At 46.0% G+C, this 23,907-nt stretch carries 15 protein-coding genes and 1 pseudogene; 4 read left to right on the forward strand and 12 right to left on the reverse strand.

Annotated elements, in window-relative coordinates; genetic code table 11:
• Positions 1-118: 118 nt before the first annotated feature.
• The 4 genes from KCTCHS21_RS30270 to KCTCHS21_RS30285 all read right to left on the reverse strand — a co-directional run bounded on the left by KCTCHS21_RS30270 (position 119) and on the right by KCTCHS21_RS30285 (position 13,349).
• Positions 119-1,633: a sulfatase family protein gene (locus tag KCTCHS21_RS30270; RefSeq protein WP_232058009.1), complete on the reverse strand. Its 1,515-nt coding sequence runs from the start codon at positions 1,631-1,633 to the stop codon at positions 119-121.
• Between the two features lie 386 nt (positions 1,634-2,019).
• The gene (locus KCTCHS21_RS30275) at positions 2,020-6,291 is read right to left on the reverse strand and encodes an S-layer homology domain-containing protein (protein ID WP_130616198.1); all 4,272 of its coding nucleotides are present in this window, start codon (positions 6,289-6,291) and stop codon (positions 2,020-2,022) included.
• A gap of 338 nt (positions 6,292-6,629) precedes the next feature.
• On the reverse strand, positions 6,630-10,859 hold the full coding sequence (locus KCTCHS21_RS30280) for an S-layer homology domain-containing protein (RefSeq protein ID WP_130616199.1): 4,230 nt from the start codon (positions 10,857-10,859) through the stop codon (positions 6,630-6,632).
• A gap of 348 nt (positions 10,860-11,207) precedes the next feature.
• The gene (locus tag KCTCHS21_RS30285; protein WP_130616200.1) at positions 11,208-13,349 is read right to left on the reverse strand and encodes a penicillin-binding transpeptidase domain-containing protein; all 2,142 of its coding nucleotides are present in this window, start codon (positions 13,347-13,349) and stop codon (positions 11,208-11,210) included.
• Positions 13,350-13,750: 401 nt separating this feature from the next.
• Here KCTCHS21_RS30285 and KCTCHS21_RS30290 point away from each other — a divergent pair, with 401 nt between their 5' ends.
• Positions 13,751-14,311, forward strand: a complete 561-nt coding sequence (locus KCTCHS21_RS30290; protein WP_130616201.1) for a helix-turn-helix domain-containing protein — start codon at positions 13,751-13,753, stop codon at positions 14,309-14,311.
• Between the two features lie 221 nt (positions 14,312-14,532).
• A complete protein-coding gene (locus KCTCHS21_RS30295) occupies positions 14,533-15,741 on the forward strand; it encodes a CynX/NimT family MFS transporter (protein ID WP_130616202.1) in 1,209 nt (402 codons plus the stop codon).
• 279 nt (positions 15,742-16,020) lie between these two features.
• Here the strand turns inward: KCTCHS21_RS30295 and KCTCHS21_RS30300 are convergent, their stop codons facing one another.
• On the reverse strand, positions 16,021-17,058 hold the full coding sequence (locus KCTCHS21_RS30300; RefSeq protein WP_145989003.1) for an AraC family transcriptional regulator: 1,038 nt from the start codon (positions 17,056-17,058) through the stop codon (positions 16,021-16,023).
• Positions 17,059-17,173: 115 nt separating this feature from the next.
• Here KCTCHS21_RS30300 and KCTCHS21_RS30305 point away from each other — a divergent pair, with 115 nt between their 5' ends.
• Positions 17,174-17,869, forward strand: coding sequence for a DUF4386 domain-containing protein (locus KCTCHS21_RS30305; RefSeq protein WP_130616204.1), 696 nt, complete (start codon positions 17,174-17,176; stop codon positions 17,867-17,869).
• Between the two features lie 174 nt (positions 17,870-18,043).
• Here the strand turns inward: KCTCHS21_RS30305 and KCTCHS21_RS30310 are convergent, their stop codons facing one another.
• Complete coding sequence (locus tag KCTCHS21_RS30310; protein ID WP_157994163.1) at positions 18,044-18,220, reverse strand: S-layer homology domain-containing protein; 177 nt, start codon at positions 18,218-18,220, stop codon at positions 18,044-18,046.
• 140 nt (positions 18,221-18,360) lie between these two features.
• On the opposite strand from KCTCHS21_RS30310, the gene KCTCHS21_RS30315 reads away from it, so the two are divergent.
• Positions 18,361-19,854 carry an RCC1 domain-containing protein gene (locus KCTCHS21_RS30315; RefSeq protein ID WP_130616206.1) on the forward strand — a complete coding sequence of 498 codons (1,494 nt, stop codon included), beginning with the start codon at positions 18,361-18,363 and terminating at the stop codon, positions 19,852-19,854.
• 153 nt (positions 19,855-20,007) lie between these two features.
• On the opposite strand, the pseudogene KCTCHS21_RS30320 reads toward KCTCHS21_RS30315, so the two are convergent.
• The 6 genes and pseudogenes from KCTCHS21_RS30320 to KCTCHS21_RS30345 form a co-directional block, all read right to left on the reverse strand.
• Positions 20,008-20,205 (reverse strand): annotated as a pseudogene (locus KCTCHS21_RS30320) (aldo/keto reductase); the annotation flags it as partial.
• Positions 20,206-20,296: 91 nt separating this feature from the next.
• Positions 20,297-21,373, reverse strand: a complete 1,077-nt coding sequence (locus KCTCHS21_RS30325; protein WP_232058010.1) for a sensor histidine kinase — start codon at positions 21,371-21,373, stop codon at positions 20,297-20,299.
• A complete protein-coding gene (locus KCTCHS21_RS30330) occupies positions 21,354-22,049 on the reverse strand; it encodes a response regulator transcription factor (RefSeq protein ID WP_130616208.1) in 696 nt (231 codons plus the stop codon). The genes KCTCHS21_RS30325 and KCTCHS21_RS30330 overlap by 20 nt, the downstream gene beginning before the upstream one ends.
• Positions 22,050-22,070: 21 nt before the next feature.
• Entirely contained in the window at positions 22,071-22,649 is a 579-nt protein-coding gene (locus tag KCTCHS21_RS30335; RefSeq protein ID WP_130616209.1) for a peroxiredoxin family protein, read from the reverse strand.
• A 21-nt stretch (positions 22,650-22,670) separates the two neighbouring features.
• Complete coding sequence (locus KCTCHS21_RS30340; RefSeq protein WP_130616210.1) at positions 22,671-23,384, reverse strand: cytochrome c biogenesis CcdA family protein; 714 nt, start codon at positions 23,382-23,384, stop codon at positions 22,671-22,673.
• A gap of 53 nt (positions 23,385-23,437) precedes the next feature.
• Positions 23,438-23,863, reverse strand: a complete 426-nt coding sequence (locus KCTCHS21_RS30345; protein ID WP_130616211.1) for a hypothetical protein — start codon at positions 23,861-23,863, stop codon at positions 23,438-23,440.
• Between the last annotated feature and the right edge of the window lie 44 nt (positions 23,864-23,907).

Below are 23,907 nucleotides of genomic sequence, written 5' to 3' on the forward strand. Positions count from 1 at the left end.
GTATTATTAATTTTGAGAAACATCAAAAGGCTCTTAACAGCCGCTTAAAGCACTGTTCGAGCCTTATGATTTAAAGTTATACCTTCGTCACTGCATACGCATCGATATAGAACGGATTCTATGCTCCCGACACTCGTGGCATCCACATCGGTTCCTTGCCAAGCTCCGCCCAGATGTACCGGAGCATCAGCTTCGACTTCAGCTCCGCTGCCCGCGGATCGTTCCATAGGTTGCGCAGCTCCCCCGGATCCTCTTGGAGGTCGAACAGCTCGCCATACTCCCTGTTGTAGTAAACAGTCAGCTTGTAGCGGTCGTCCACGTACGTTTTCAAATGAATCAATGTCGGCTCATGATGGTTCTCGCACAGAATATGGTCCCGGATGCGTTCCATCTCGCCTAGCCACACCGCACTCTGGTCGATTCCCGTCATCGAGCGCGGAATCGGCAATTCCGCAAGTCCAAGGAACGTCGGCGCGCAGTCGACAAGCGACTGCAATGCATCCGATACCTGTCCTCTTACCTTCTGCTCCGGATGTCGTACGATCATCGGCACCCGGAGCAAGTCCTCGTAGTGGAATGGGCCCTTTGCGATAAGGCCATGATGGCCGAACGCATGCCCGTGATCGGATGTAAACATGACGACAGTGTCGTCCGCGAGCCCAAGCCGATCCAGTTGGTCGAGAATCTTGCCGATGTACTTGTCCATGAGACTGATCATGCCATAGTAGACGGCAATATCCTTACGCAGCTCCTGCTCGTCGTGAACGTGGGAGTGCATGCCAATCATACCCTTGCCCGTTTCGCCGAACGCCGAGAAATCCGGGTTGGTCTGCTGCGTCAGCCCGAAGTGAGGCGGATTGGCGTCATGCTCGCCTTTGGTAACTGTAGGCAGCGTAAGCTTGTCTGGATCGTACATCGTATCCCAAGGCTCCGACACGAGGTAAGGCGGATGCGGATCGAAGAAGCTCGACCAGAGGAAGAACGGCTCATCGTTGTCCACGTATTCTGCCAGCAACGCGTTCGTGCGCTCGGCGATCCAGGCGTCATAATGGAACCGCTCCGGGATACGCCACTTATGCCGTTCCGCCGGATCCATGGAGCCAGCCGGCTTCATGTAGTAGTCGCGCCAATTGTCGCAGCCGTTCTCCTCCAGCCAAACCCCATAATGCTGTCCAGCATGGCCTTCGTTCGTATGGTTCCGCGTTAGCTCGATGTGCTGGAAGCCGTAGAACGGGCCATTGAACTTCCGCCAGAAATCGAGATCTTGCAAGATTGGGTACGATTCGTAGGACACGTATTCCTCCGTGGAAGCGAGCGGTTGAAAATGTGCCTTTCCGATGAGCGCCGTCCGATAGCCCGCCGCCGTGAAATCTTCGCCGACCGTACGCTGATCTTCGGACAGCTTCGTCCCGAGCGACCAAGCTCCGTGCTGGCTCGGATATTGGCCAGTAATAATGGAAGAACGGGTCGGTGTACACGTCGGATTCGGGCAATAAGCCCGGTTATAAGTCGTCCCCTGCGCCGCGAGACGATCCAGATTCGGCGTCGATATTTCTGGATTGCGGAATCCCAGGGTATTCCAGTGCTGCTGATCGCTCGTGATGAGTAAAATATTTTTACGTTTACGTGGCACGGTTCGCGCACTTCCTTCCGTCATTTCAGTAGAGCTGATCGTTTACGGGAGGTTACGGGTTCAGCTTCGCATATTAGGCTTCGGCTTCGTATTCCACGATAAATTAGTCCTCGCTTTGTTTACGCCATTGCTCTTCAGCTTTGTTCCAGCCCCTCCGCCAATTGGCGGTCTGGAAACTCCACCCAATCAACATGGACATTGTATCAGAGTACAAGTGGGTTGAGAAGCTATCTGGCGTTATTAGTTACCAAGTTGACACCAACTATCTTGCCATCAGTCAAGACGTTTAGAACTTAGAGCTGCTGAATACTTGTCCGGTTAACGGTTAGAACAGAAAAAAGAGGCTTCTCCGAAGATTTCTCTTTGAAGATAACCTCTTGATCGATCTACTTATTCAATTGTTTCAGCAATTTCAGGATAACAGATACTGCCTCTGCTCTTGTCGTAGATTGCTGCGGGTAGAATTTGTTTCCGCTTTTCCCCTGTACAATATCTGCTTGTTGTACGATCGCAATACTGCCCTTCGCCCAAGCTGGAATGGCCTTATCATCTGCGAAGCTAGTTGTGGCATTCTCTTCGATAGGTTGTTCCAAAGCGTTGGCGATCATCACTGCCATCTCCGCACGGGTAACCTCATTTTTCGGACGGAAGCTTCCGTCTTTATTGCCTTTAATTATGCCAGCTTGTACCGCTTGAGCAATAGCTATCTGCGACCATATTCCGATTTTCGCATTATCTGTGAAAGTTAGCTCCGCTCCTTTACCTTGCGGCTTCAACGCATTCATCAGCATTACTGCGAATTCTTCACGGGTAACCGTTGAATTCGGCCTAAATGTTCCGTCCGTATATCCTTTGACTATGCCACTGATTACCGCTTGCTTGATACTGGCTTCTGCCCAGTGTTTCGCGATATCGCTAAATTTAACTTCAGTCGTCGGATTGGTTGTCGTGTCGGTGGATTGCTCTAGTACTGGCAAGCCTGTTTTCTCATCTACGACAAGTACGGCAAACTTCGTGAAGTGATTAACCTCTGCACTGATGCGGTCTTTACTGATCTTACCGCCTTCCACCTTCACCCATGTTTTCTTCACTTCATCATAGTAGAATATCGCAACTGTTTGGCCGCTCTTCAATTTCAATGGATCGAACAGCATTGTGATCGTGACCGATTTATCGAAGTTTTCCGTGAAATTCTTCAGAATCTCAAATACCGAGCTCGCTAGAATCTCCCTATTGCTCAGTAAACCTTGCGTGTTCAATACTTTCTCGATCGTAAGTTCCAGATGTTTCTTGGAAGCATTGGCTGGAATAGTAATTTCAATCTCATTATTCAGGCTCACTTCTCCTGCTCTGCCGACTGGAACTGTGATCTTCCCATCCTTCGATCTAACTACGCTCGGAGCACCGCCACTACCGTCACCACCTGGAGGAGGTGTAGTCTGTGCAGCAGCACGAGTAACCGTTACCGTGTAAGTCGTTCCGCTACCATCCAGAGCCAAGACGACAATTTCAATTTTATTCGTACCTACGTGAAGTGGAATTTCGCTGCTCATTACTCCACTTGCTAAGTCGATCGGACCCAGCACAAGTGTATCTGAGCTATTGTACACGTTCGCTGTCACACTGCGGTAGTCAGCCTCTTGCACTGTAGCTGTAACAGCAGTACTCGATACCTTGTTTGGTACGCTCGCCGTATATGAATATACGCTTCCGCTCACCGATAACGTAATCCCACTTAAGCTTAGTGCACTCAAGCTCGCATGAGAGCCTAGCGTCGAAAAGGCAACATCTTGTCCGTAATTAACTCTACCCTCACTAATCGCATAAGCCCGAGCATGGTGGGTTTTATTGGATTGAAGTCCAACCAGATTAACCGTAAAGGCTCCTACTCCTCCTATATCCGCTGGTATTTTAGTATCATTAATCGTCGGATTAGCATTTAAGGAATATACGATTCCTCGTTCCGCGACTGTAGCAATGCCATCAGTAATCACGCTTCCTCCGACAGTTGCTGTCATTGAGGTTATCGCATTTACGGTTGTATCGGTATTGACAGTGACCGATTGATCTCCGCTTGGAGGATCACGAGTTACATTTACCGTGTAAGTCGTTTCGCTGCCATCTATGGCTATGACGACAATTTCAATTTTATTCGTACCTACGTGAAGTGGAATTTCGCTGCTCATTACTCCACTTGCCAGGTCGATCGGACCCCACACAAGTGTATCTGAGCTATTGTACACGTTCGCTGTCACACTGCGGTAGTCAGCATCTTGCACTGTAGCTGTAATAGCAGTACTCGATAACGTGTTCGGCACACTCGCCGTATAGGAATATACATTACCACTCACCAATTGAATCCCACTTAAGCTTAGCGCACTTAAGCTCGCAGGAGAGCCATGAGAGCCTAACGTTGTAAAAGTGACATCTTGTCCGTAGAAAATGTAATCCCCACTAATCGCATACGCTCGAGCATAGTAGGTTGTATTAGATTGAAGCCCAGCAAGATCAACCGTAAAGGCTCCTGATCCACCAAGGGCGGCTGCTACTTTAGTATTACTACTGTATGACGGATTTGCATTCTTGGAATATACGATTCCCCGCTCCGCAACGGTAGCGGCTCCATACACAGTCACATTGCCTCCTGCAGTCGCTGTCATAGACGTAATCGAGCTTACATCAGCGGTAACGATGGATGTTGATGGGTTAGATGAGGGTACTATGAACTGATAGGTATTTGAGTAGCTATAACCAGTATTATGATCAATATCATTAACAGCATTAATAGAAACGACTTTCCAGTAATACACCCCTTCTTTCCATCCACTCTGGGTATGGGATGTAGACCCAATGTATTGATCTGGTTTCAATTTCACTCGCGAGTTGGCTGAAAAGCTAGGATCCGTTGCCAGAAGCAAATCGTAGTAAGCTGCTCCACTCGTGTTTTTCCATTTAAATTGCACTCTAGAAGTCGAAATGGATCCGTCCGCCGGACTTACAATCGTCGAAGGAGCGGGATAATCAGCAGAAACCAATAACATAGGATCATAGTCGGCTTTTTTAGTCACAACATAGCTTGTCGGCCCATTAGGAGTAAAGCGGATCGCTCGCTTTTCGCTCAAGATTCCCAAATACGAAGATTCCCAATATTCATCATCATCATGAGTACTCTCGCTCACAACATAAGTACTAGCAGTTGTATATCCTATTTCGGGGGCTAAGAGTAAAGGATATTGAAATTGAATGAATTTATTAGATTCGTAAAATATAACTTGTACAGTTCCTAGGGATACGTCATCCAAATATCTATTCGTATATTGAATCACAATTTTCCGATTCGGAGCTTCTCCAAGAGTCGCATATAGGACTGTTCTTTGATTGTCAAATACCCCTTGTCCAATTTCATTATTATAATTCTCATCGTTAAACCTCAAATATCCATCATTACCGATTTCCACCTGACTATAATCCCTATTGTAAACGTTAACCTTAAACGGCAGATCAAAAGTTACAGTGGAAGAATCGGTAAAATCGAGTTCCTGACCTTGAACCAGTGTTTCCACAGGCTGGTTCAGTGGCAATACTTTTTCGAAAGGTACCTTGAAACGATATGTGTTCGAATAAGTTAAGTAACCCGCATCGTTTACAGCAACAACTTTCCAATAATATGTCGTCCCTTCGTCCAAACCTATGATGTCAAAGGATGTTTGCCCAATTCCGCTCTCATCCTGAACAATCCTCTCAAGATTGGCATCCTCGGCGATAAGCAACCGATAAGAAGTGGCACCGATTGCATTGCTCCATTGGAAGGTATGATTTGAAGCTGCATAGGAGCCATCCACGGGACTAACCGCCACAGAACTACCTGGGAAAACATCAATACTTAATAAAATAGGTTCATAAACAACCCTCTCATCATAGGCTGCAAATTCATTATCTATATTACTTACCAGTACATACTCATTCGGATCACTAGGCGTAAACCGAATCGCTTGTTTTTCCGTTATGCTCTTGGTCATTTGAGAATATGTTACATTTCTTGGTTCAATTCCGGTCGGACCCTGTATTCCGATTAATGCATTTGCTCCAAATGCATTTTCCAAGTATTCGTAGCCGACAAGCTGCGGATACTGAAATTGAATTTCATTGTTTTCTTCATATAGGATGACTTGAAAGGTTCCAAAAGGGGTTGGGGTATCATAGAAAGCCATATTCGTATATTGAATAACGAACTTTCTTTTACCTATTTCTCCTACCGTCTTATAGAGGACTTTACTAATTGGGAGAAGCTCATAATCCGCGAAATAGGGAGCGATATAGTGATCAAGTGTCTCCAATGGCAAACTATCATAGCTTCGATATTCGATAACTGGATCCTCGAACATAAGGTAACCATTGGTTGCAGCATATACATGATCAAATGGCTTGCCGTAAAAATCAAAATCGAATCCAATCGGAATTTCTTCGGAAACCCCATCATCAAGGGCTTCCCCATCATCATCAAAAAAAACAACTTCCGTCCCTCCGACGACCTGCTCCACCGGCTGTCCCATAGGTAGTAAAGCCGAACTGGCAGCCGAAGCCTTAGACGGGCTATACACAGATCCCCAGCTTACGATTAAAGCAAAACATAAAAACAATAATAAACTCTTTTTCAAGCTATTTGTTCCTCGCAATATTATTTCCCCTTTTTTATTCAATTAAGCCTAAATACCGCCAATTGTAGTACTATTCGATTGGAGGGAACTATGATGAAAACACTCTTTTCGCGCTATATTAACAGTATCATCTAACTTTCGCGCATTCTATTATACGAACGTAGCAAAACAGTCGAATTTGGGTATACTTTCGTTCTCCTCACAGAAAAAAAAAGACAAACTCTCTCCTAAGAGAAAACTTGTCTGATCTGACCTTGGGGCAGGGGAATCCGGGTTATCAGTTCTACAAAACAAGGCTGCTTTGAATTTGACTTCAAAACAGCCTTGGTCTAGATTCTTTACTTGCTTTTTTGTTCCAGCATTTTTAAGAGCACCGTTACCGCCTCTGCTCTTGTCGTTTTATCTCCAGGAGCGAATTGGTTCGCGCCTTTGCCTTCAATAATACCTAGATTTTTTATCGTGGCCACAGCGTCTTTCGCCCAGTTCGGAATGTCTTTATCATCTGCAAAGCCAGGTGCCTCAGTTGTTCCGCCAGTCAGGCCCAAGGCCTTTGCAACCATCTTAGCCATTTCTGCACGAGTGATTTCCGCATTCGGACGGAAGGAGCCGTCCTCATAACCACTAATAATACCCGCGTACACGGCCTGCGCGATGGATTTCTGCGCCCAGGAGCCAATCATCGCCTTGTCGGTGAACGTCAGGGCGGCTCCATCTCCTTGCGGTTTGAGCGCATTCATCAGCATGACCGCAAATTCCGCGCGCGTCACGGTGCGACCCGGCTTGAACGTATTGTCCGGATAACCCTTAACGATGCCCGCGCTTACCGCTTGCTTAATACTGGCTTCCGCCCAATGTGCGGCAATATCGCTGAAGCTCACTTTCGTTAATCCATCCGTTGCCGGCAGGGTAGCATCGGCTACCGCCAATACGGCGTATTTCGTGAAGTGATTAACATCTACGGAAATGATATTGCCGCTCACTGTGCCGCCGACTTTCACCCATTCCTTCTTCATTTCGTCATAGTAGAAGACGACCGGCTTCTCATTGCTCTTCAAGCGAGCTGGATCAAACTTGAAAGAGAGCGTGACAGGTTTGTCGAAGTTCTCCGTGAAGTTTTTCAGAACTTCGAATACCGAGCTGAGTAGAACGTCCTTACCCGTAATCAGCGTCTGTATGTCCGCGACTTTGTCGATCGTTAATTTCAGCTCTTTGAAGCTAGCATGAGTTGGAATGACGATCTTGATCGCATCGCCGAGGCTAACCTCTCCCGCTTTGCCTGCGGGAAGTGTTAAATGACCATCTGTAGAGGTGACCTTGGGATCACTCGTTGGCGGAGTTGGCGTGTATGAGCCACCATCGCCGTTCGTTGAGACCGTCACGCTTTCGCTAACATTCGAAATATTACCCAGCATATCGACGGCTTTAGCTGTATAAGTATAGGTCTTCGAAGCGGAAAGTCCGGCATCGACGTACGTACTTCCAGCCGTTTCTGCAATAAGCGTCCCGTCGCGATAAATCATATATTTAGCCACGCCTGAATCATCGTTCGCGGCGAGGTGAAGCGTGATCGAGTTTGTCGTTTTTGCGCCCGATGTGATTGTTACCTGGTCTGGTGCGGTTGTATCCGCAAGCACTCCGTATGTGGAGAAATGGCTGACTGTCGTCTCGATGCCGTTGTCCGTTACTTGAGAAGCATGATATTCCCACTTACCCGTTGTCACGTTGTAATAATAAATAGCGATTTTACTCCGGTCCGAACTCTCGTCATACCCTAGTGTAATCTTTACAGGTTGAGTAATGGTCATGTCTACAAATTGGAAATCAATAACTTGTCCTGCTCTAGCCAGTTTAATCTCCTCGGACGGCACGGCGTTCGAATCTTGTACCGTCAATGTCGCCCCTTCGGGAATCGCCAGTCCGTCAGGCAGCTTAATTACGAGCCCGCCCGGGTACGTAAGCGTACGAACCGAAGGGTCTAATTGCATCGGCTCTCCTTTGATACCTTCTCGGGCAATTGTGACCACGTATGTCGTGTTTGAGCCGTCTTGCGCCGTCACGGTAATCCGAATAGGGTTATGTCCGAAGAACAAGCTTGATGCACTGTAGCCATATACATTTCCCGTTACCGAATTGTAATTCGCCCCCGTAACCGTTAGAGATTGGTTAGGATCCCCTTTACTCAGAAAAAGGTTAAGATTCGAAACCGAATTCTCAACTTCTACAGTATAATTCGTCTGCGTTGGTGAAAAATGAAGCGTCCCCTGATCCAATGACAAGCCGGACAATAATGTGTTCGCTATAGGGGTCAATATCCATTTTGCATATAGTGTCACAACGGACGAGCCCATGCTGAATGCAGCATCTGGAGCATAATCTGTCCCGGTTCCATCCGCTTGCGTATTCCAACCTGCAAACGTATAGTGAGTCTTCTCCAGATTTTCGTTGTTCCCGGATACCGACACCGTATCGCCCTGCTCATACGAGCCACTGTCCGTCGGTACGCTTCCTCCCGTACTGCCGTTGCCGTTATACGTCACTTTGAATGTAGGGGTCAATATCCATTTTGCATATAACGTCACATCGGACAAGCCCATGCTGAATGAAGCGCCTAAAGCATAATCTGTTCCGGTTCCATCCGCCTGCGTATTCCAACCTGCAAACGTATAGTGAGTCTTGAGTAAAGTTATCGTATTGCTATAAACGTTGACTGTTTCGCCCTGCGAATACGACTTGCTGTCAGTCGGCACATTCCCGGCTGTGTTTCCGTTCCCGTCATAAGTCACAAACTTTTGTATGGCCTGCAAATAGGGATATCCGTTATTGCGCGATGGACTTATCCCCCAAATGCTTGTGAAATCCCAATTTGAATCTGCATAAGTGCTTTGCGTCTTCATCTCCGTGGTCGATCGGCCAACGCCTTTGCCTGTATCCGATTGACCTGTTGTACCAGAGTCGTAGAAGCTGTAGCTGATCTCTCCACTACCATTGTTGCCAATCAAACCGCCTACTTTGGTGCCGCTTCCCGTTACACTTCCTGCTGCATAGCTGTAGCTGATCGTTCCACTGTTGGTGCCAATCAAACCGCCTACATTGTTGCCGGTTCCTGTTACGTTTCCTGCTGCATAACCGTAGCTGACTTCTCCGAAATTGGATCCAACCAAACCGCCTACATTGGTGCTGCCTCCTGTTACATTTGCTTTTGCGAAGCTGTTACTAACCGTTCCATAGTAATTGTAGCCAATCAAACCGCCTACAAATCCGCTTGTTCCTGTTACACTCCCTGATACATAGCTGTTGCTTATCTCACCGCCATCGATACGGCCTACCAAGCCGCCTACATATTGTTTACCTGTAACATTTACATTTTCCAGAATCATATTGGAAACACTTGCATCATAGTCTATATACCCAAACAACCCTGAAAAATTATCATTAGGTCTATTAATCGTCAGGCCTGTGATCTTGTGTCCATTGCCGTCCATATGCCCCTGAAATCGGCCGCTAGAACCCCCGATCGGCAACCATCCTTGGCCATAGCTGCTCAAATCAATATCCGCCGTCAGCTTGAAATACAGATCCGAACCCAAATAATTCCTGACCGTATCCAGCTCCTCACCGGTTGTAATCCGATAAGGATCACTTGCAATACCCGTTCCAACGTCTAAAGTCTTACTCCATTTCGCGTACAGCGTCACATCGGACGTGATCACGCCTTCAACGTTTGCTTTATAATCCACTCCATGTCCATCCGCCCGCGTGTTCCAGCCTGCGAAAGTGTAGCCTGTCTTCACCAGATTTCCGTTGTTGCCAGAAACCGACACCTTAATGCCATTATATGAGCCGCTGTTAGCGGGCACCTCTCCTCCAGTGCTGCCATTGCCGCTATACGCCACGGTATATCTAGGGTGTACGGTAAACGTAGTGGTCGCTTCGCTTGCGGCATGGGCGTCGTCCCCTGGAAAGGCAGCGGTAATGGCGTGCGTACCGATCGCCAGAGCGGATGTCTTAAAGCTGGCGCTGGACGAAGCGCTTAGGAGCTCTCCCCATCCCACCGTAATTGTCATGTTATCTTGACCCCAGAAGGTGAAAGTCTGAGCAGTAGCATCCATCGTAATGTTCGATAAATAACGCGCTCCTGCCTTTTCCAGCTGGTTAACCATATTGCCGGAAGCGTCGTAAGTAATAATGTTCAGCGCAATGCGATTATCCCCAAAACTATAAGCCCGGAAGGTGTATGCCCCCCATTGAATAATGGGACATGATGAGCCACAGTTCGTTCTCGTAATTACTGGTTCAGCCGTAGTTAATCCAACTGTCATAAGGTCCTGATTGCCATCCCTGAAGGTGACTGTCCCGCTAGGGGTCGTTCCGCCGACTACAGGATCGAGTGCAGTGACGTTAAAGGTTACATCCTCCCCATAAGTTGAATCCATGGAAATTGTTGAAATCTTCAATGTGGCCGTACCCTGAGCTTTAGCGACTCCCGAAAAAACGTTGATGAATACTGCTAAAGCGAGGATTACTGTAAATATCTTTTTCTGTTTTACCATTTCCAAAATATTATGCACTCCTGTCTCTCCTTTGTTATAAATAATAGAAAATAATAATTAATAGAATTCCAATATTTAAATAGATCTGATGCTTTCGTCCTCCGCAATCATTATGTGCCCGTCAGATATAATAGGGGTACTATGCGAATAGTATCAGCTTCAGTTTAAGAGTAGATTAAGAGATACAAAAAAGAGACTGCGTAAAGCTCGCAGTCTCTTTCGACTATTGAAAAGGAAGTTTTAATAATATTCTATCTGCTCATTGCTCAGCATCGCACTCGCAATCGTCAGAAAGACTTCAACTCGGGGTTTACTGAATCTAAATTGTATTTTGCCCGAGCTGCGCTCTTAATAATGGTCAGTTTATTACTGCTTAATTTGCTCGAAAATTCGTTTTACTTTTGGCGCCACGTAGCGGCTGCCCCCGCGACCCTGTACGTTCTCGATCATCATAGAGATTAGCAGTTGCGGGTCATCCGCGTCAAAACCGACGAACCAGCCGTTTTCCTGGCCTTCTGTGCCCTTGCTCGCTTTCAGCTCCGCGGTGCCCGTCTTGCCGGCGATCGAAGCCCCGGCAATATAGGCGCCATGCCCGACGCCTTCCGGACTCGCTACTGCCTTCACGAGATCGGCCTTGACTCGTTCCGCCGTATCCACCGACATCGCTTGCTCCTTCCACAGTTTTCCTGCAAAAGCCGAATCGGCCTCCGACAGCTGCGGATAGGCGATATTTCCGCCATTGACAAGCGCGGAGTAGGAGAAGGCGACATGCAGCGTCGTCATCGCCACCTGTCCTTGCCCGTAGCCGGAGTCGGCAAGCTGAATATCGCCGGACGGCGCACCTCCGCCCCTGGCCAGCTGCGAAGCGCTGAGCGGATAGGCGAGTGGAAGCGGTTCGCCTATCCCGAATCGTGCCGCGCCTGCGACGAATTGCTTTTTGCCGATTGCCAGTGCCGTCTGAGCGAAGTAGATATTGTCAGAATAGATTAATGCCTGCGACAGATCGACCGGATTCATGTCGTGCACCCGCTTCACGTAATACTTGCCCCAGGAACTGTCTTTCTTCCAGGTCAATCCGGGAATCTCCTTCGCCTCGTCCGGATCAAGCGCGCCGCTGTCGAGTCCGATCGCTGCCGTTATGACCTTAAAGGACGAGCCAGGCGCATACGCCTGGGAGAAACGGTTCAGGAACGGATGACGCGGATCTTCATTCCATTGTCGGTATTGTTCCTTGGACACGCCCTGTACGAAAGCGTTCGGATCGTACGACGGGCTGCTGAGCAGCGCCAGCACTTCGCCAGTCTCGGGTCGGATTGCCGCAACTGAAGCTTCATCGGCCTTTACTTCCTCGTAGATCGCTTGCTGCAATACCGTATCGATCGTCAACTTGTACTTCACACCGTTACTGGCAGCCTGCCCCGCGACCACGGATTTTCGCACACCTGTCCTATCAACAATAACAGCTGCTTTACCTGAAGTACCGTGCAATTGCGTCTCAAGCATAAGCTCCAGCCCCGTCTTGCCGATCATATCGCCCGCCTTGTAGCCCTCAGCTTCGCGCGTCTTCAGCTCATCGGCGTTGATCTCCCCGATATAACCGATCAGATGAGCAGCCGCTTCGCCGAGTGGATAGCGCCGCACCATAACCTTCTGAGCAGCAACCCCCGGAAGCGCGACGAGTTCTTCCCTCACCGCATCATCGACCACTACAGCGATCGGAACGAACAGATTTGGCTTCACCCACGACGCACTAAGCTTGCGGTCGATATCCTGTACGGCCATGCCCAGCTTCTTTGCCATCGTTGCTTTAACCGTATCGGCAGAATCCCCAAGCTTGCTTGGCACAATGCCGAGTTGCGCCGCCTCGATGTTGACCGCTAGCGGATTGCCGTTGCGATCGACAATTTCGCCACGTACCGCCGGAGTCTTCTCGATTCGCACCGTATCCCCTTCTTCCATGCCGGGGAAAATATACGAAGGATTCCAATCGATCAACCAGGAAGTTACACCGTCCTCCACCGTCTTTCTAACCCGGCCCTTATTGTTGAATGAGATGGGTCCTTCCGCCGTATCCATAGTGGCGTGATACGCGAATCCTTTGACAGCGGTTCCGGCCCCCGTCACCGCCGTACCTTCCGTACTTGCTCCGTCTAACGTCTGATGTTCGGCCGGAAGCGCCGTTACGACCAGATTGGACACCTTAAGCGCATCGTAGATCGTCTGATACCGCTTGACGAACTGCTCTTCCGTCAGATCGTTCTTCACGAAAGGCGAAAGTAGCGCATACATCCCCGCATAATCAAGCCGTTCCCACGCTGACAAATACGCGGTTACGCCCCCCGACGAATCCGGCGCTGTCGAAGGGTCCGAAGAAGGAGCACCCGTGGACGTTTCCGAAGCTGAAGGTTCCGGAGACGATTTGCCGAACAAATCGGAACAGCCTCCGAGCAGGAATGGGAGCAGCAAAACGATAATCGCCGCCAAGCGAACGCTGGACTGTCTTTTCATCTGGATTGACCTCCTTGATATATCAACATCACCGACTTGTAAACACAATGCTTATTGTTTATACCGCGATCATGGTTCGATGTTTCTATTGCCCGGAAATTTTGTGCTGCAATTTCCACTGTCGACGTTATGTACTCTCACCATCGAAATCGAAACTTTGCTTGCAGAGCAAGCAATCAAATAAAGCCTCTATTCCATTGTCGGAATAAAGGCTTTATCTTTGCCCAAAGGAGAATCGTTATGACTCATTTCCAAATAGGTAGAGAAAAACAGGTAGACTAGTTACATAGACGTCAAATTTTTGCATAGGAGTGTAGTCCATCACCCAGTATCCATTGTATGGAAAAGGGTTTAGATAAACAGTATACTAACGATAACTGTTTTTTGTTGAGGTGAATCTAATGGATGAAATCAATGATTCAAAAGAAATTGTATTACAAATTGGCGTTGCCTTGAAAAAGTACAGAAAAGAAAAAAACATGAGCTTAGACGACTTATCGGAACTAACGGGCGTAAGCAAACTTACTCTGGGGAATATCGAACGTGGCGAGACAAATCCAACTTTGGCAATTATATGGAAAATTTCAAAAGGTATATCTTTACCGCTATTGGCTTTGTTCAAATCAGAAGACTCTGCTAGTTTGTATCGAGCAGGTGAAGGACTGCGGTTTTCTAATGATCAAAACAATTGGATCATTGAACCAATCTTTAAAAGTAACGATATTGAAATGTGTCGGGCTTACTTACAGCCAAATAGCTCGTATCAACCTGAAGGTCATCATGTCAATACAACTGAAATTGCGACAGTCATGACTGGTTCCATTGAAATTCAAGTCAATGGAGAGATTTACACATTGAATCAATATGATACAATCAGTTTTCGTGCAGATTGTCCTCACTCTTATACCAATCATACGAATAGCGAAACAGTGCTCCATATAGCCTTAAAGTATGGTTTCTAAAAGTTGAAAATTCCACTTATTAAATACAACTCCGAATCCCATGAGGGGAATTCAGAGTTGTATTTTTAATTTTTAGACGGTTTTTAGTTTACTATAAAATACTTATTGTCAATAAAAGTATACTGTACTATACTTTTATTATTCGCGCGGATATTATTTCATAGTTTTTCAATCAGCAGGAAGCAAATAATACGTATGAATTCAGGAAGGAGAAATGAAGAATGCCGAACAAACAAAATAATAAAGCCGTACCATCCTCTATAGGGCTGATCATTCTCGGCATTATTGTTATTGCAGCTAATTTACGTACTCCCTTAACATCAGTCAGTCCTTTAATGAGTCTAATAAGGGATGACGTTCATATTTCAAATACATTAGCAGGCCTGATCACAACGGTACCCTTGCTTGCCTTTGCTTTATTATCGCCTCTAGTACCAAAGTTAGGACGAAGGTATGGGGTGGAACGTATCATTTTGATTGCTCTAATCTTTCTGACTGTAGGTATTGTAATACGTTCTTCATCTGGCGCAGCTAATCTGTTTATTGGGACTGCAATTCTTGGATTCGCAATTGCCGTATGTAATGTATTATTGCCAAGTTTAATCAAAAGGGATTTCCCAAATAAAATGGGCTCCATGACAGGTGTTTACTCCATTTCAATGAGTTTATGTGGAGCAATCGCATCGGGAATCAGTGTGCCTCTAGCCGTAAACGCAGGTCTAAAATGGCAGGGAGCATTGGGAATATGGGGGATTCTAAGTTTTGTATCGATCCTCTGTTGGTTACCCCAATTAAGAAATCCAACGAAGCAAACAACCACGACGAGTCAACAAATGGCCAGCAACGATGTGAATGTTTGGAAATCCCTCATTGCCTGGCAAGTAACCTTGTTTATGGGTATACAGTCCATGGTTTTCTATGTGTTGATCGCATGGTTGCCTGAAATTTTAAAGCAGCAAGGAATTGATCCAAACCAATCAGGATGGTACCTCTCGATCATGCAGCTAGTTATGCTTCCATTTGCCTTTATTGTCCCCGTTATTGCTGGGCGCATGTCTAGCCAACGGTTGTTAGTGGTCATTACAACCATTTTGCTTATGACGGGAACGATTGGACTTCTTTACGGAAGCTCCAATATCATTCTGTTGTGGATCATCATGCTCGGAATTGGTGGAGGCTTCGCCTTTAGTTTGTCCATGATGTTTTTCGGGTTACGTACTGAAAATGCGCATCAAGCAGCGAAACTGTCTGGCATGGCACAATCGATCGGATATCTTTTTGCCGCAGTCGGTCCTGCTCTTATAGGATATCTGCATGATGCGACAAATAGTTGGAACCTGCCACTTTTCATTCTGCTTGGCGCTTCGGTTCTACTCTTTTTAGTCGGTATAGGAGCAGCAAGAAACCGTTTTGTAGGCAGCCCAACATGACTACGTAATTTGCACAAAACGAATTCCATTTTGATCCGCATATGAGATACTTTCAATAATATATCAAGATTCTGATAGGTCAGAGCCCCCTTTCACGAGGGGGCTTTTTACTTTCTTCAAGAGGGGTTTTAAATGCGAAACATCAATCAGCTAGAGACGACTTTTCCGACGAGCGTTGCAGCCCCAATCCCATACGGAATAAGGCATCTTTCCAAGTCCGCTGCGGATTTTCCGATAGTAATCAATGCCGCAACCTACTTATCATCCAATTTTTCGCCGTCACTTATGGTACCGTTCACCGCGCTGTCTGTCACGACAAGTTTCCCTAAACTCTCCCGGCGGCAGTCCGGTCCATTTCTTAAAAGCGCTCTGGAAAGCACTCGGCTCTGAGAATTGAAGCAAATAGGCGATTTCAGCAACTGCAAGCCGCGTTTTCTTCAGGTAGTGCACGGCAAATTCCTTTCGCGCCTTGTTGAACAAGCTGTTGTACGTCGTTTCCTCTTGTCTCAATTTGACTTGTAACATTCGAACGCTGACATTGAAGTTTTGTGCGGCTTCTTTCACATCCGGAAACCTGGAGGGCATACATCCCGCAATCCATTTGTACACCTGATCCGCAAAGGAACGGCCATACAACAACTGCTTTCTCGTTTCTTCCGCATAAGCCTCAAACGTGCTTAGCAACTCCTGATTCGAAAAAAGGATGGGGTACTGCATAACCTCGCTATCCAGACTCAGGAGATTACTTTCTCCGCCAAATTCGGGACGAATACCGAAGATGCTCATGTATGTGTCACGCTCTTCTTCCGAGGCATCATACGCCAGTTGCAGCTTGCCAAGAGCAATGTTGCGACAGCCCAGTTTAAGAAGAATGGTATATAAGGAGCTAATCATACCGTCAACCGCTTGTCTGGAAGCTTGCCTAGCAGGATCACTAACTCTAAATGCGATGGTCGTCTCTCTATGATTCGTCCTCGGCTCCACATCGATTCCGCTGCACAGAATAATATTATAGGTTCGATAAGCAGCCAGCGCTTCTCCAATCGTGTTGCAATTCAGGAGTACATAACCAAGAATGCCGAGATTGGACAACTCGATTGATTGTCCTAAATGCAGACCAAAGCAGCTGTCATCTGTAAAAGCAGCAGCAGCAACCAGCAGTCGGTCGTATTCCTCTTCCGAGATTCGAGCCTCTGCTTCTTGAAGGATTCTTGTATCCAATGAAGCGAAGCGGCAGAACGATTCCGAATCATAGCCTTGCCTTACCAAGAAACTCAGAATTGGGGAAATTAGCGCGACAGATAAGCCATGGCCCATATCTATACTCCTTCTCTTCGCCACAGAATAACTTTATTGCGTTATTCATCATAGGACTCAGATGCTTTCACACCTATGATGATTATATCAAAATAAATATTGTAAGGAGTGTAAAATGTTGAGCCGTTACGAAATGCGAATGGTGGGGATACTGCTTTTGCTCATGCCGCTTTTTATTGTCATCTCATGGTCGGGACTTATTAGCCGTTTCGATTACCCCGACATTTTGAGGGAGCCGACCTCCGTCATCCTGCAACAATATGACGAAGGCGGAATCACGTTAAAGCTTTATTGGGCAGGAATGGTCTTATCGAGCCTGCTTATCATTCCGGTCGTTCTCTCGCTTTACCGACTTACAAACCAGGCCAATCGAAGCTTGAGCCTTACTGCGGCTGGAATTGGCATTACCAGCGCTGTCTTCCATGTGCTTGGTTTCTCGAGATGGTTGTTCACCGTTAATTATTTGGCTGGTCAATATGTCGCAACTGATCGTCTGACAGCGGATCAACAATGGGTGATTGAGACTAGCTTTAATATGCTTCATATGTATCTGGGTGTAACAATTGGAGAAACGCTTGGCTTTCTAACCATGGGAGTATGGGCGATCCTGACAGCCGTTGCATTATACCGTTCCCGCTATATCAATGCTGCGGTAGCCGTTCTTTCCATAGGCTGCGGGATTGGCATTTTGACAGGTATCTTGGAATGGGCTGGATGGTCCTATGCCGTAGAGATCAATGCGATTGCTTACCAATTATGGATTCTGATCATTGCCTATTTGGGGATTACCTTCATTGTGAAAAAAAGTTGATCCAGAGCCAATCGTTATCTTCACCATTCGCTCGATCAGCTTGGTATATAAATGGTCGTCTTTATGTCATATGTTTTGTCATTAGGGTCGGAATATAACTATATACAAATACTGTTAGTTGTAATTGAACGCAAAAAAACTGGCGACTGTTGAATGCAGGCGCCAGCAACTTTTTTACATATATCCAAGCTTACCGAGCAGACGGCTCAGCATAATCACCATTTCTGCGCGGGTTGCGGTTTGGTGCGGTCTAAAATTGCCAGCATTGTCGCCTATCACGATGCCGCTGGAAAGCATTTGCTGTACAGCTCCGACAGCCCAATTCGATACCTCGCCCGAATCGTTCAGCAATTCCAATCCACCCTCGTCTGCGTTGAAGACGGTGCCGCTATCGTATGCGATCGCCCTCGCAAAGATGACTGCCAGTTCCTCCCTTGTGACAATATCATTCGGTCGAAGGTGATTTCGTCTATCAAACCGTTCCGATAAAAGTGTTAGATAATGTGGTTTCTGTAAGTTCTGGTGGGAGAAACACTGCTGCGATCAAGACTGATGGCTCCCTCTGGATGTGGGGGGAGAACTACAACGGGCAGCTGGGTAACGGCTCCAAAAAGGATTCTTTAGTCCCTGTTAAGGTGATGGACAAAGTCGCTGCTGTTAGTCTCGGAGGAAGTTCTCTCACTTCTGGCTATACTGCCGCTATCAAAACGGATGGTTCCCTCTGGATGTGGGGAGCTAATGACTACGGACAGTTAGGCAAGGGGAAACCTGGAGATTCTGCAGTTCCAATCAAGGTGATGGACAATGTGGCTTCCGTTAGTCTCAGCGGATTCCGCCACGTTGCCGCCATCAAGACTGATGGCACTCTGTGGATGTGGGGACGTAACGGACAAGGACAGTTGGGTAACGGCTCCTTAAAGGATTCCTCAGTCCCTATTAAGGTGTTGGACAATGTGACCACCGTTAGCTTAGGCTCAATTCACACCGCCGTTGTTAAGACAGATGGCACTCTGTGGACGTGGGGAGATAACAGAGTAGGGGAGTTAGGTAACGGCTCCTTAGAGATAAAGGAATCCTCAGTCCCTATTAAGGTAATGGACAATGTGGCCACCGTTAGCTTAGGCGGAAGTCACACCGCCGCCGTCAAGACAGACGGCTCCCTGTGGTTGTTCGGAGACAATCAAAACGGACAGTTAGGCAACGGTTACACCGGAGACCGGACAAGAAATCAGGGTTATGGGGATTTTCCAGTGCAGACCATTCCTATCAAATTGATGGATGGCGTGGCATCCATTAGCAGTGGCAGCCTCCATACCATTATCGTCAAAACGGATGGCTCCGTCTGGTTGGGTGGCCGTAGCAGCTACGGCAACTTGGGAACAGTGACAGGCAACGGTGTGGATATATTTAACTTTGCCATGCAGACCATCCCTGTGAAGCTTTCCAACTTGACGGCAAGGTTGAAACCTCCCACCGCTTTTTATGACGTTGCCGCCAACGCTTACTATACCATCTCCATAATATGGGCAATCAAAGAAGGCATTACCACCGGCACCAGCGCAACCACATTTTCCCCGAACCAAGTAAGCACTACGGGGGAAATACTGACGTTGCTCTGGAAAGCCCAGAACTCTCCTGAGCCTACAATCAGCAATCCTTTTTCTGATGTTAGGGAAAGTAATTACTATTATAAGGCTGCACTGTGGGCCTATGAAAAGGGTCTTGTCTCTGGTTCCACGTTTAGGGCAAATGCTCCCTCTACCCGAAGCATGACTGTGACCTACTTATGGAAGCTTGCGGGTAAGCCCGACGCTGGGACAAGCGAATTTGCCGATGTACCCAGTAGTGCGGAGTATGCACAAGCTGTGACCTGGGCAGTCAGCAAGGAGATCACCAGCGGCACGGACAGCAATACATTTTCCCCAAATATGACTTGTACACGTGGACAAATCGTAACATTCCTCTATAGGAATTTTGCCCAATAATTCTCATTCCATAGATGATACGGTTCACCTGAGCACCACAAAAGCGAAAGAACTCTTCATGAGAAATAGCATGAAGAGTTCTTTCTATAGAATTGACCATATAAGAATCAGGCTTTGCATGATTAGCAGATGCACGCCTTACTAGCGTCAAACTTATACAAATGGATGTGGAATATATAGTTCTTCTAACCGGGTAATTTCTTCAGAAGTCAATCTAACCGACAACGCCGGAACCGCATCTTCCAGATGGCTGATTTTGGTCGATCCGATAATCGGGGCTGTTACCTCTTCTTTTTGCAGCAACCATGCAAGAGCAACCTGTGTGCGTGGAATTCCTCGGTTAGCGGCAACTTAGAAACACGACGAGGCTTAGTGTGGTCAAGTCCCTGAACGAGTTACGATACCAAAGCTTACATCAGGGACTTGGCAGCTATTCTAGCTTTTACTTTAACGTTACAGTAAACCAAAAAGAATGCTCATTTCCTTTTGATAACAACCCTGCCTTTCCGCCTTGCTGCTCTATAATTTCCTTCACTAAAGATAACCCTAATCCTGATCCTCCCGAATCCCTGCTGCGGGAAGAATCTAACCGATAGAATCTCTCGAATATTAGAGATTGATCTTCTTCTGGAATCGGCTGACCTAGATTCTTAACGATAACTTCGTAGTCAGACTTGTTCTGCTTCCCTGTAATCTCGACCCAGCCACCCTGGTCATATTGCAGCACATTGGTCATAAGATTATGAAGTACTTGTTTTAACCCGTCCTCATCCCCTACTACTTTCGCTGCTTCCGTATTGAGATCAATAGTGACCCCTCTATTCTTAAACTCCAATGTAAAATGATCTATACAGGATTCAATCATCTTTTCTATTGAGAGTACATTCACTTTATTTTCATTGGAAATTTTCTTTCCTTGCCATACATTCAATTGGTGCAACTGCTCAACTAAACGGGTAATGCGTATCGATTCTTCGTGAAGGGATTGGTAAAGCTCTTTATTACCCTGAATTATCCCCGTACTTAAAGCTTCCAAATATCCGTTTATATTCGTTAATGGTGTCCGCAGTTCATGTGCGATATCAGACAGCATTTTTTTTCTTAAATCCTCTACTTGTTTCAATTTCAGACTTAAATGATTAAAATCAGCCGTTAACTGGCCAATTTCATCTTGAACATGAATCGGAAGTGGGTTTGGCATTTCCCCTTGAGCCATTTGTTGCGTTGCATGACCCAATTGTTTAAGCGGAAGAAGCAGCTTTTTAACAAAAAAGTAATGGAGGATCGCTGCAATCAACACAGCCGTCAGACTGGCTTTAATTAAAAAGGCTTGCATCGTTTGTGTAAAAATGGCACTCTCTTCTGGAGTCACAGACGGAGAACTAGAAAACAACATACAGGCATAGTCTTTTACCGAAACTCCTGCGACCCAAATAGCAATACCAATAACCGCTACATTGATCAATGTAACTTTCCACATGATGTTGATTCGTAATGGATTATTTTTGAAAAGCAACAAAGCGATACCCCATTCCTCGGATAGTTTCAATTAGTTCGCTGTCCCCATCCCACATCAGTTTCTCTCTCAAGCGTCCAATATGAACATCGATCGACCTTTCTGTTACTGCCTTTTCATTATTGGGATACAGTTCATCAATGATCTGTTCCCTAGTTAAAATTTGATTTGGATGTATCATCAGAAAATACAAAAGACGGAACTCATGCTGTGTGAGTTGTATGGTTTCCCCTCTAAAATGCACTTCACCACGTAACGTCTTAATAGTAACTCCGCGGTACGTAAGTTTGCTGCACCGCTGGCCCGTCCTCCGCAAAATGGATTCTACCCGTGCAACCAGTTCACCCGGACTAAACGGTTTCGTTACATAATCATCGGCCCCCGATTTTAATCCTTCAATCCGGCTTTGTTCCTCTACTTTAGCCGTTAGCATAATAATAGGAATTTCTTCCTTCAAATCTGCTCGAATGCTCTTGCAGACTTCTTCACCACTTATTTTCGGAAGCATTAAATCTAGAATAACAAGGCACGGATCATATTTTTTCAGGGCAGCTAGAGCTCCCTCCCCATCTCCAGCCTCATAGGTTTCATACCCTTCCTTCTCCAGGTACAGGACAATCAATTTTCGGATTTTCACATCATCTTCTACAACTAAAATCCCGGTCCCCTTGACAGTCATTCTATAGACCTCCAAATTTACTTAGCGAATTTTTGAAACCATTTTTTCCATCATTTCATGATTCATTGGACCTGTAACTTTTTGCTGAATAACGCCCTTCGAATCAATGATAAAGCTTGTAGGAAGTGCGTATACTTGGTAAATGTCACCTACTTTATTTTGCTCATCCAATAAAACGGGGAATGTAATTCCAAATTCATTTATAAACTTGGAAATACGATCTATACTCTTCTCTGAAGTTGTCATATTTATAGCAATAACAGTAGTATTTTCATCTTTGTGCTTTTCATAAAATTTTTGCATATCCGGCATTTCAGCTCTACACGGTGGACACCAGGTTGCCCACATATTGACGATTACCTTCTGTCCTCTGAAGTCAGAAAGCTTATAACTGTCCCCATCCAGTGTATTTAACTCAAAGTCTGGTGCAACGTTGCCTTGATTAATACCAATGGTTTGTGAGGAGATATCGATTCCCTCAATAGCTTGTTCGCTTCCAGCTAAGCTTGCTTGTCGATCATCATTTTTCTTAATTGTATCGTTAATCCCCCACGCAACCAAAGCAAGCAGCATAACAACCACGATAATATTTTTTTTCATAGAGAAAATCATCCTTTCTTATTAGAAGCTTGGTCCGAAGGAAGCGAGCCATGCACTTAATTTTTGCAGTTGCCCCATAAATAACAGCAATCCCATCGCGATCAAAATCCAACCGTTCAGTAGAGACAAACGGGGTAACCATTTATTTATTTTTTTCATGATGCCCTTAGATTTCGTAATCAAGAACGATAACAATAGAAACGGAATGCCTAGGCCCATCGAATAAAATAACAATAAAAAGATTCCACTATACATCGTTTCAGAAGATCCAGCCAGCAGCAAAATCGAAGATAAAGCCAGACCGACGCAAGGTGTCCAGCCCGTTCCAAAAGCAACCCCAACGACAAATGAATACCAACCGCTTCTGTTCTTTGGAGCTTTGGTTTCCCACTGTTTTTGAAACATGAGAATACGAAAATTTAAAACTCCTGCGATCTGTAGACCAAATATAATAATAAGCAGCCCGCTAATTTTTTCTAGCAGCCCTCGATTCGCAGTGAAAACTTGTCCGATCATACTCGCGGAAGCACCCATAAGCATGAAAACCGCAGTAAAACCAAGAATGAAGAGAATCGAACGATTCATCATAGTTCTAATGGAAACACTTTTATGCTTACCACTCTCATAAGAGCCTGTGAGATTAGCAAGATAAGCAGGTAAAAGCGGAAAAATACAGGGTGAAAAAAAGGATAGCATCCCTGCCGTTACAGCAAATAAAATTGATATATTGTCCATTTATAATTCCTCCAGCAAAGTATTCCTATCTAAGAACACTGGCGTCGAATAACTTATAAAAAAGTAACCGAAAAGATGAGCTGGAACAAAGAATAGACCAATTTATAGGAAAACAAGCCTACCACCAACACCGCCGCATACAACCAAAAGGTGATTTTGCGCTTATTGCATTGAACAAATAAGAAAATAAGGACTACAATTGCCGCTAGCAAGATCCCACGATCGCCTCCGGTAAAATAAAGAATATAGTACGGATTATTCAAAACAGCGACGGGATTAAAAATAATGACACTAAACTTCCAAATCATAAATGCCCATAAACAAACACCGGTTATATCTTCTAGAATAGGCTTGCTTACATCACCCTTACCTTTCAACCAATATTTCATGGCTGCATAAGCTGCCAGTGCAGAAAAGGCAATCGCGATCCAATTATATTTAATAATCAGCGGCCCCCAAACGATAGCATCTTGCATCATGTTTCCTCCTCCTTTAACCCTTACATTAAAGCCTTATTGTTAAG

Origin of the sequence: Cohnella abietis, assembly GCF_004295585.1 — a bacterium.
GTDB classification, from domain to species: Bacteria; Bacillota; Bacilli; order Paenibacillales; family Paenibacillaceae; genus Cohnella; species Cohnella abietis.

Excerpts from the sequence above, each read along its gene's own strand:
- KCTCHS21_RS30285 (WP_130616200.1), bottom strand. The coding sequence starts at position 13,349 with ATGAAAAGACAGTCCAGCGTTCGCTTGGCGGCGATTATCGTTTTGCTG.
- KCTCHS21_RS30290 (WP_130616201.1), top strand. The coding sequence starts at position 13,751 with ATGGATGAAATCAATGATTCAAAAGAAATTGTATTACAAATTGGCGTT.
- KCTCHS21_RS30295 (WP_130616202.1), top strand. The coding sequence starts at position 14,533 with ATGCCGAACAAACAAAATAATAAAGCCGTACCATCCTCTATAGGGCTG.
- KCTCHS21_RS30300 (WP_145989003.1), bottom strand. The coding sequence starts at position 17,058 with ATGGGCCATGGCTTATCTGTCGCGCTAATTTCCCCAATTCTGAGTTTC.
- KCTCHS21_RS30305 (WP_130616204.1), top strand. The coding sequence starts at position 17,174 with ATGTTGAGCCGTTACGAAATGCGAATGGTGGGGATACTGCTTTTGCTC.
- KCTCHS21_RS30330 (WP_130616208.1), bottom strand. The coding sequence starts at position 22,049 with ATGACTGTCAAGGGGACCGGGATTTTAGTTGTAGAAGATGATGTGAAA.
- KCTCHS21_RS30335 (WP_130616209.1), bottom strand. The coding sequence starts at position 22,649 with ATGAAAAAAAATATTATCGTGGTTGTTATGCTGCTTGCTTTGGTTGCG.
- KCTCHS21_RS30340 (WP_130616210.1), bottom strand. The coding sequence starts at position 23,384 with ATGGACAATATATCAATTTTATTTGCTGTAACGGCAGGGATGCTATCC.
- KCTCHS21_RS30345 (WP_130616211.1), bottom strand. The coding sequence starts at position 23,863 with ATGATGCAAGATGCTATCGTTTGGGGGCCGCTGATTATTAAATATAAT.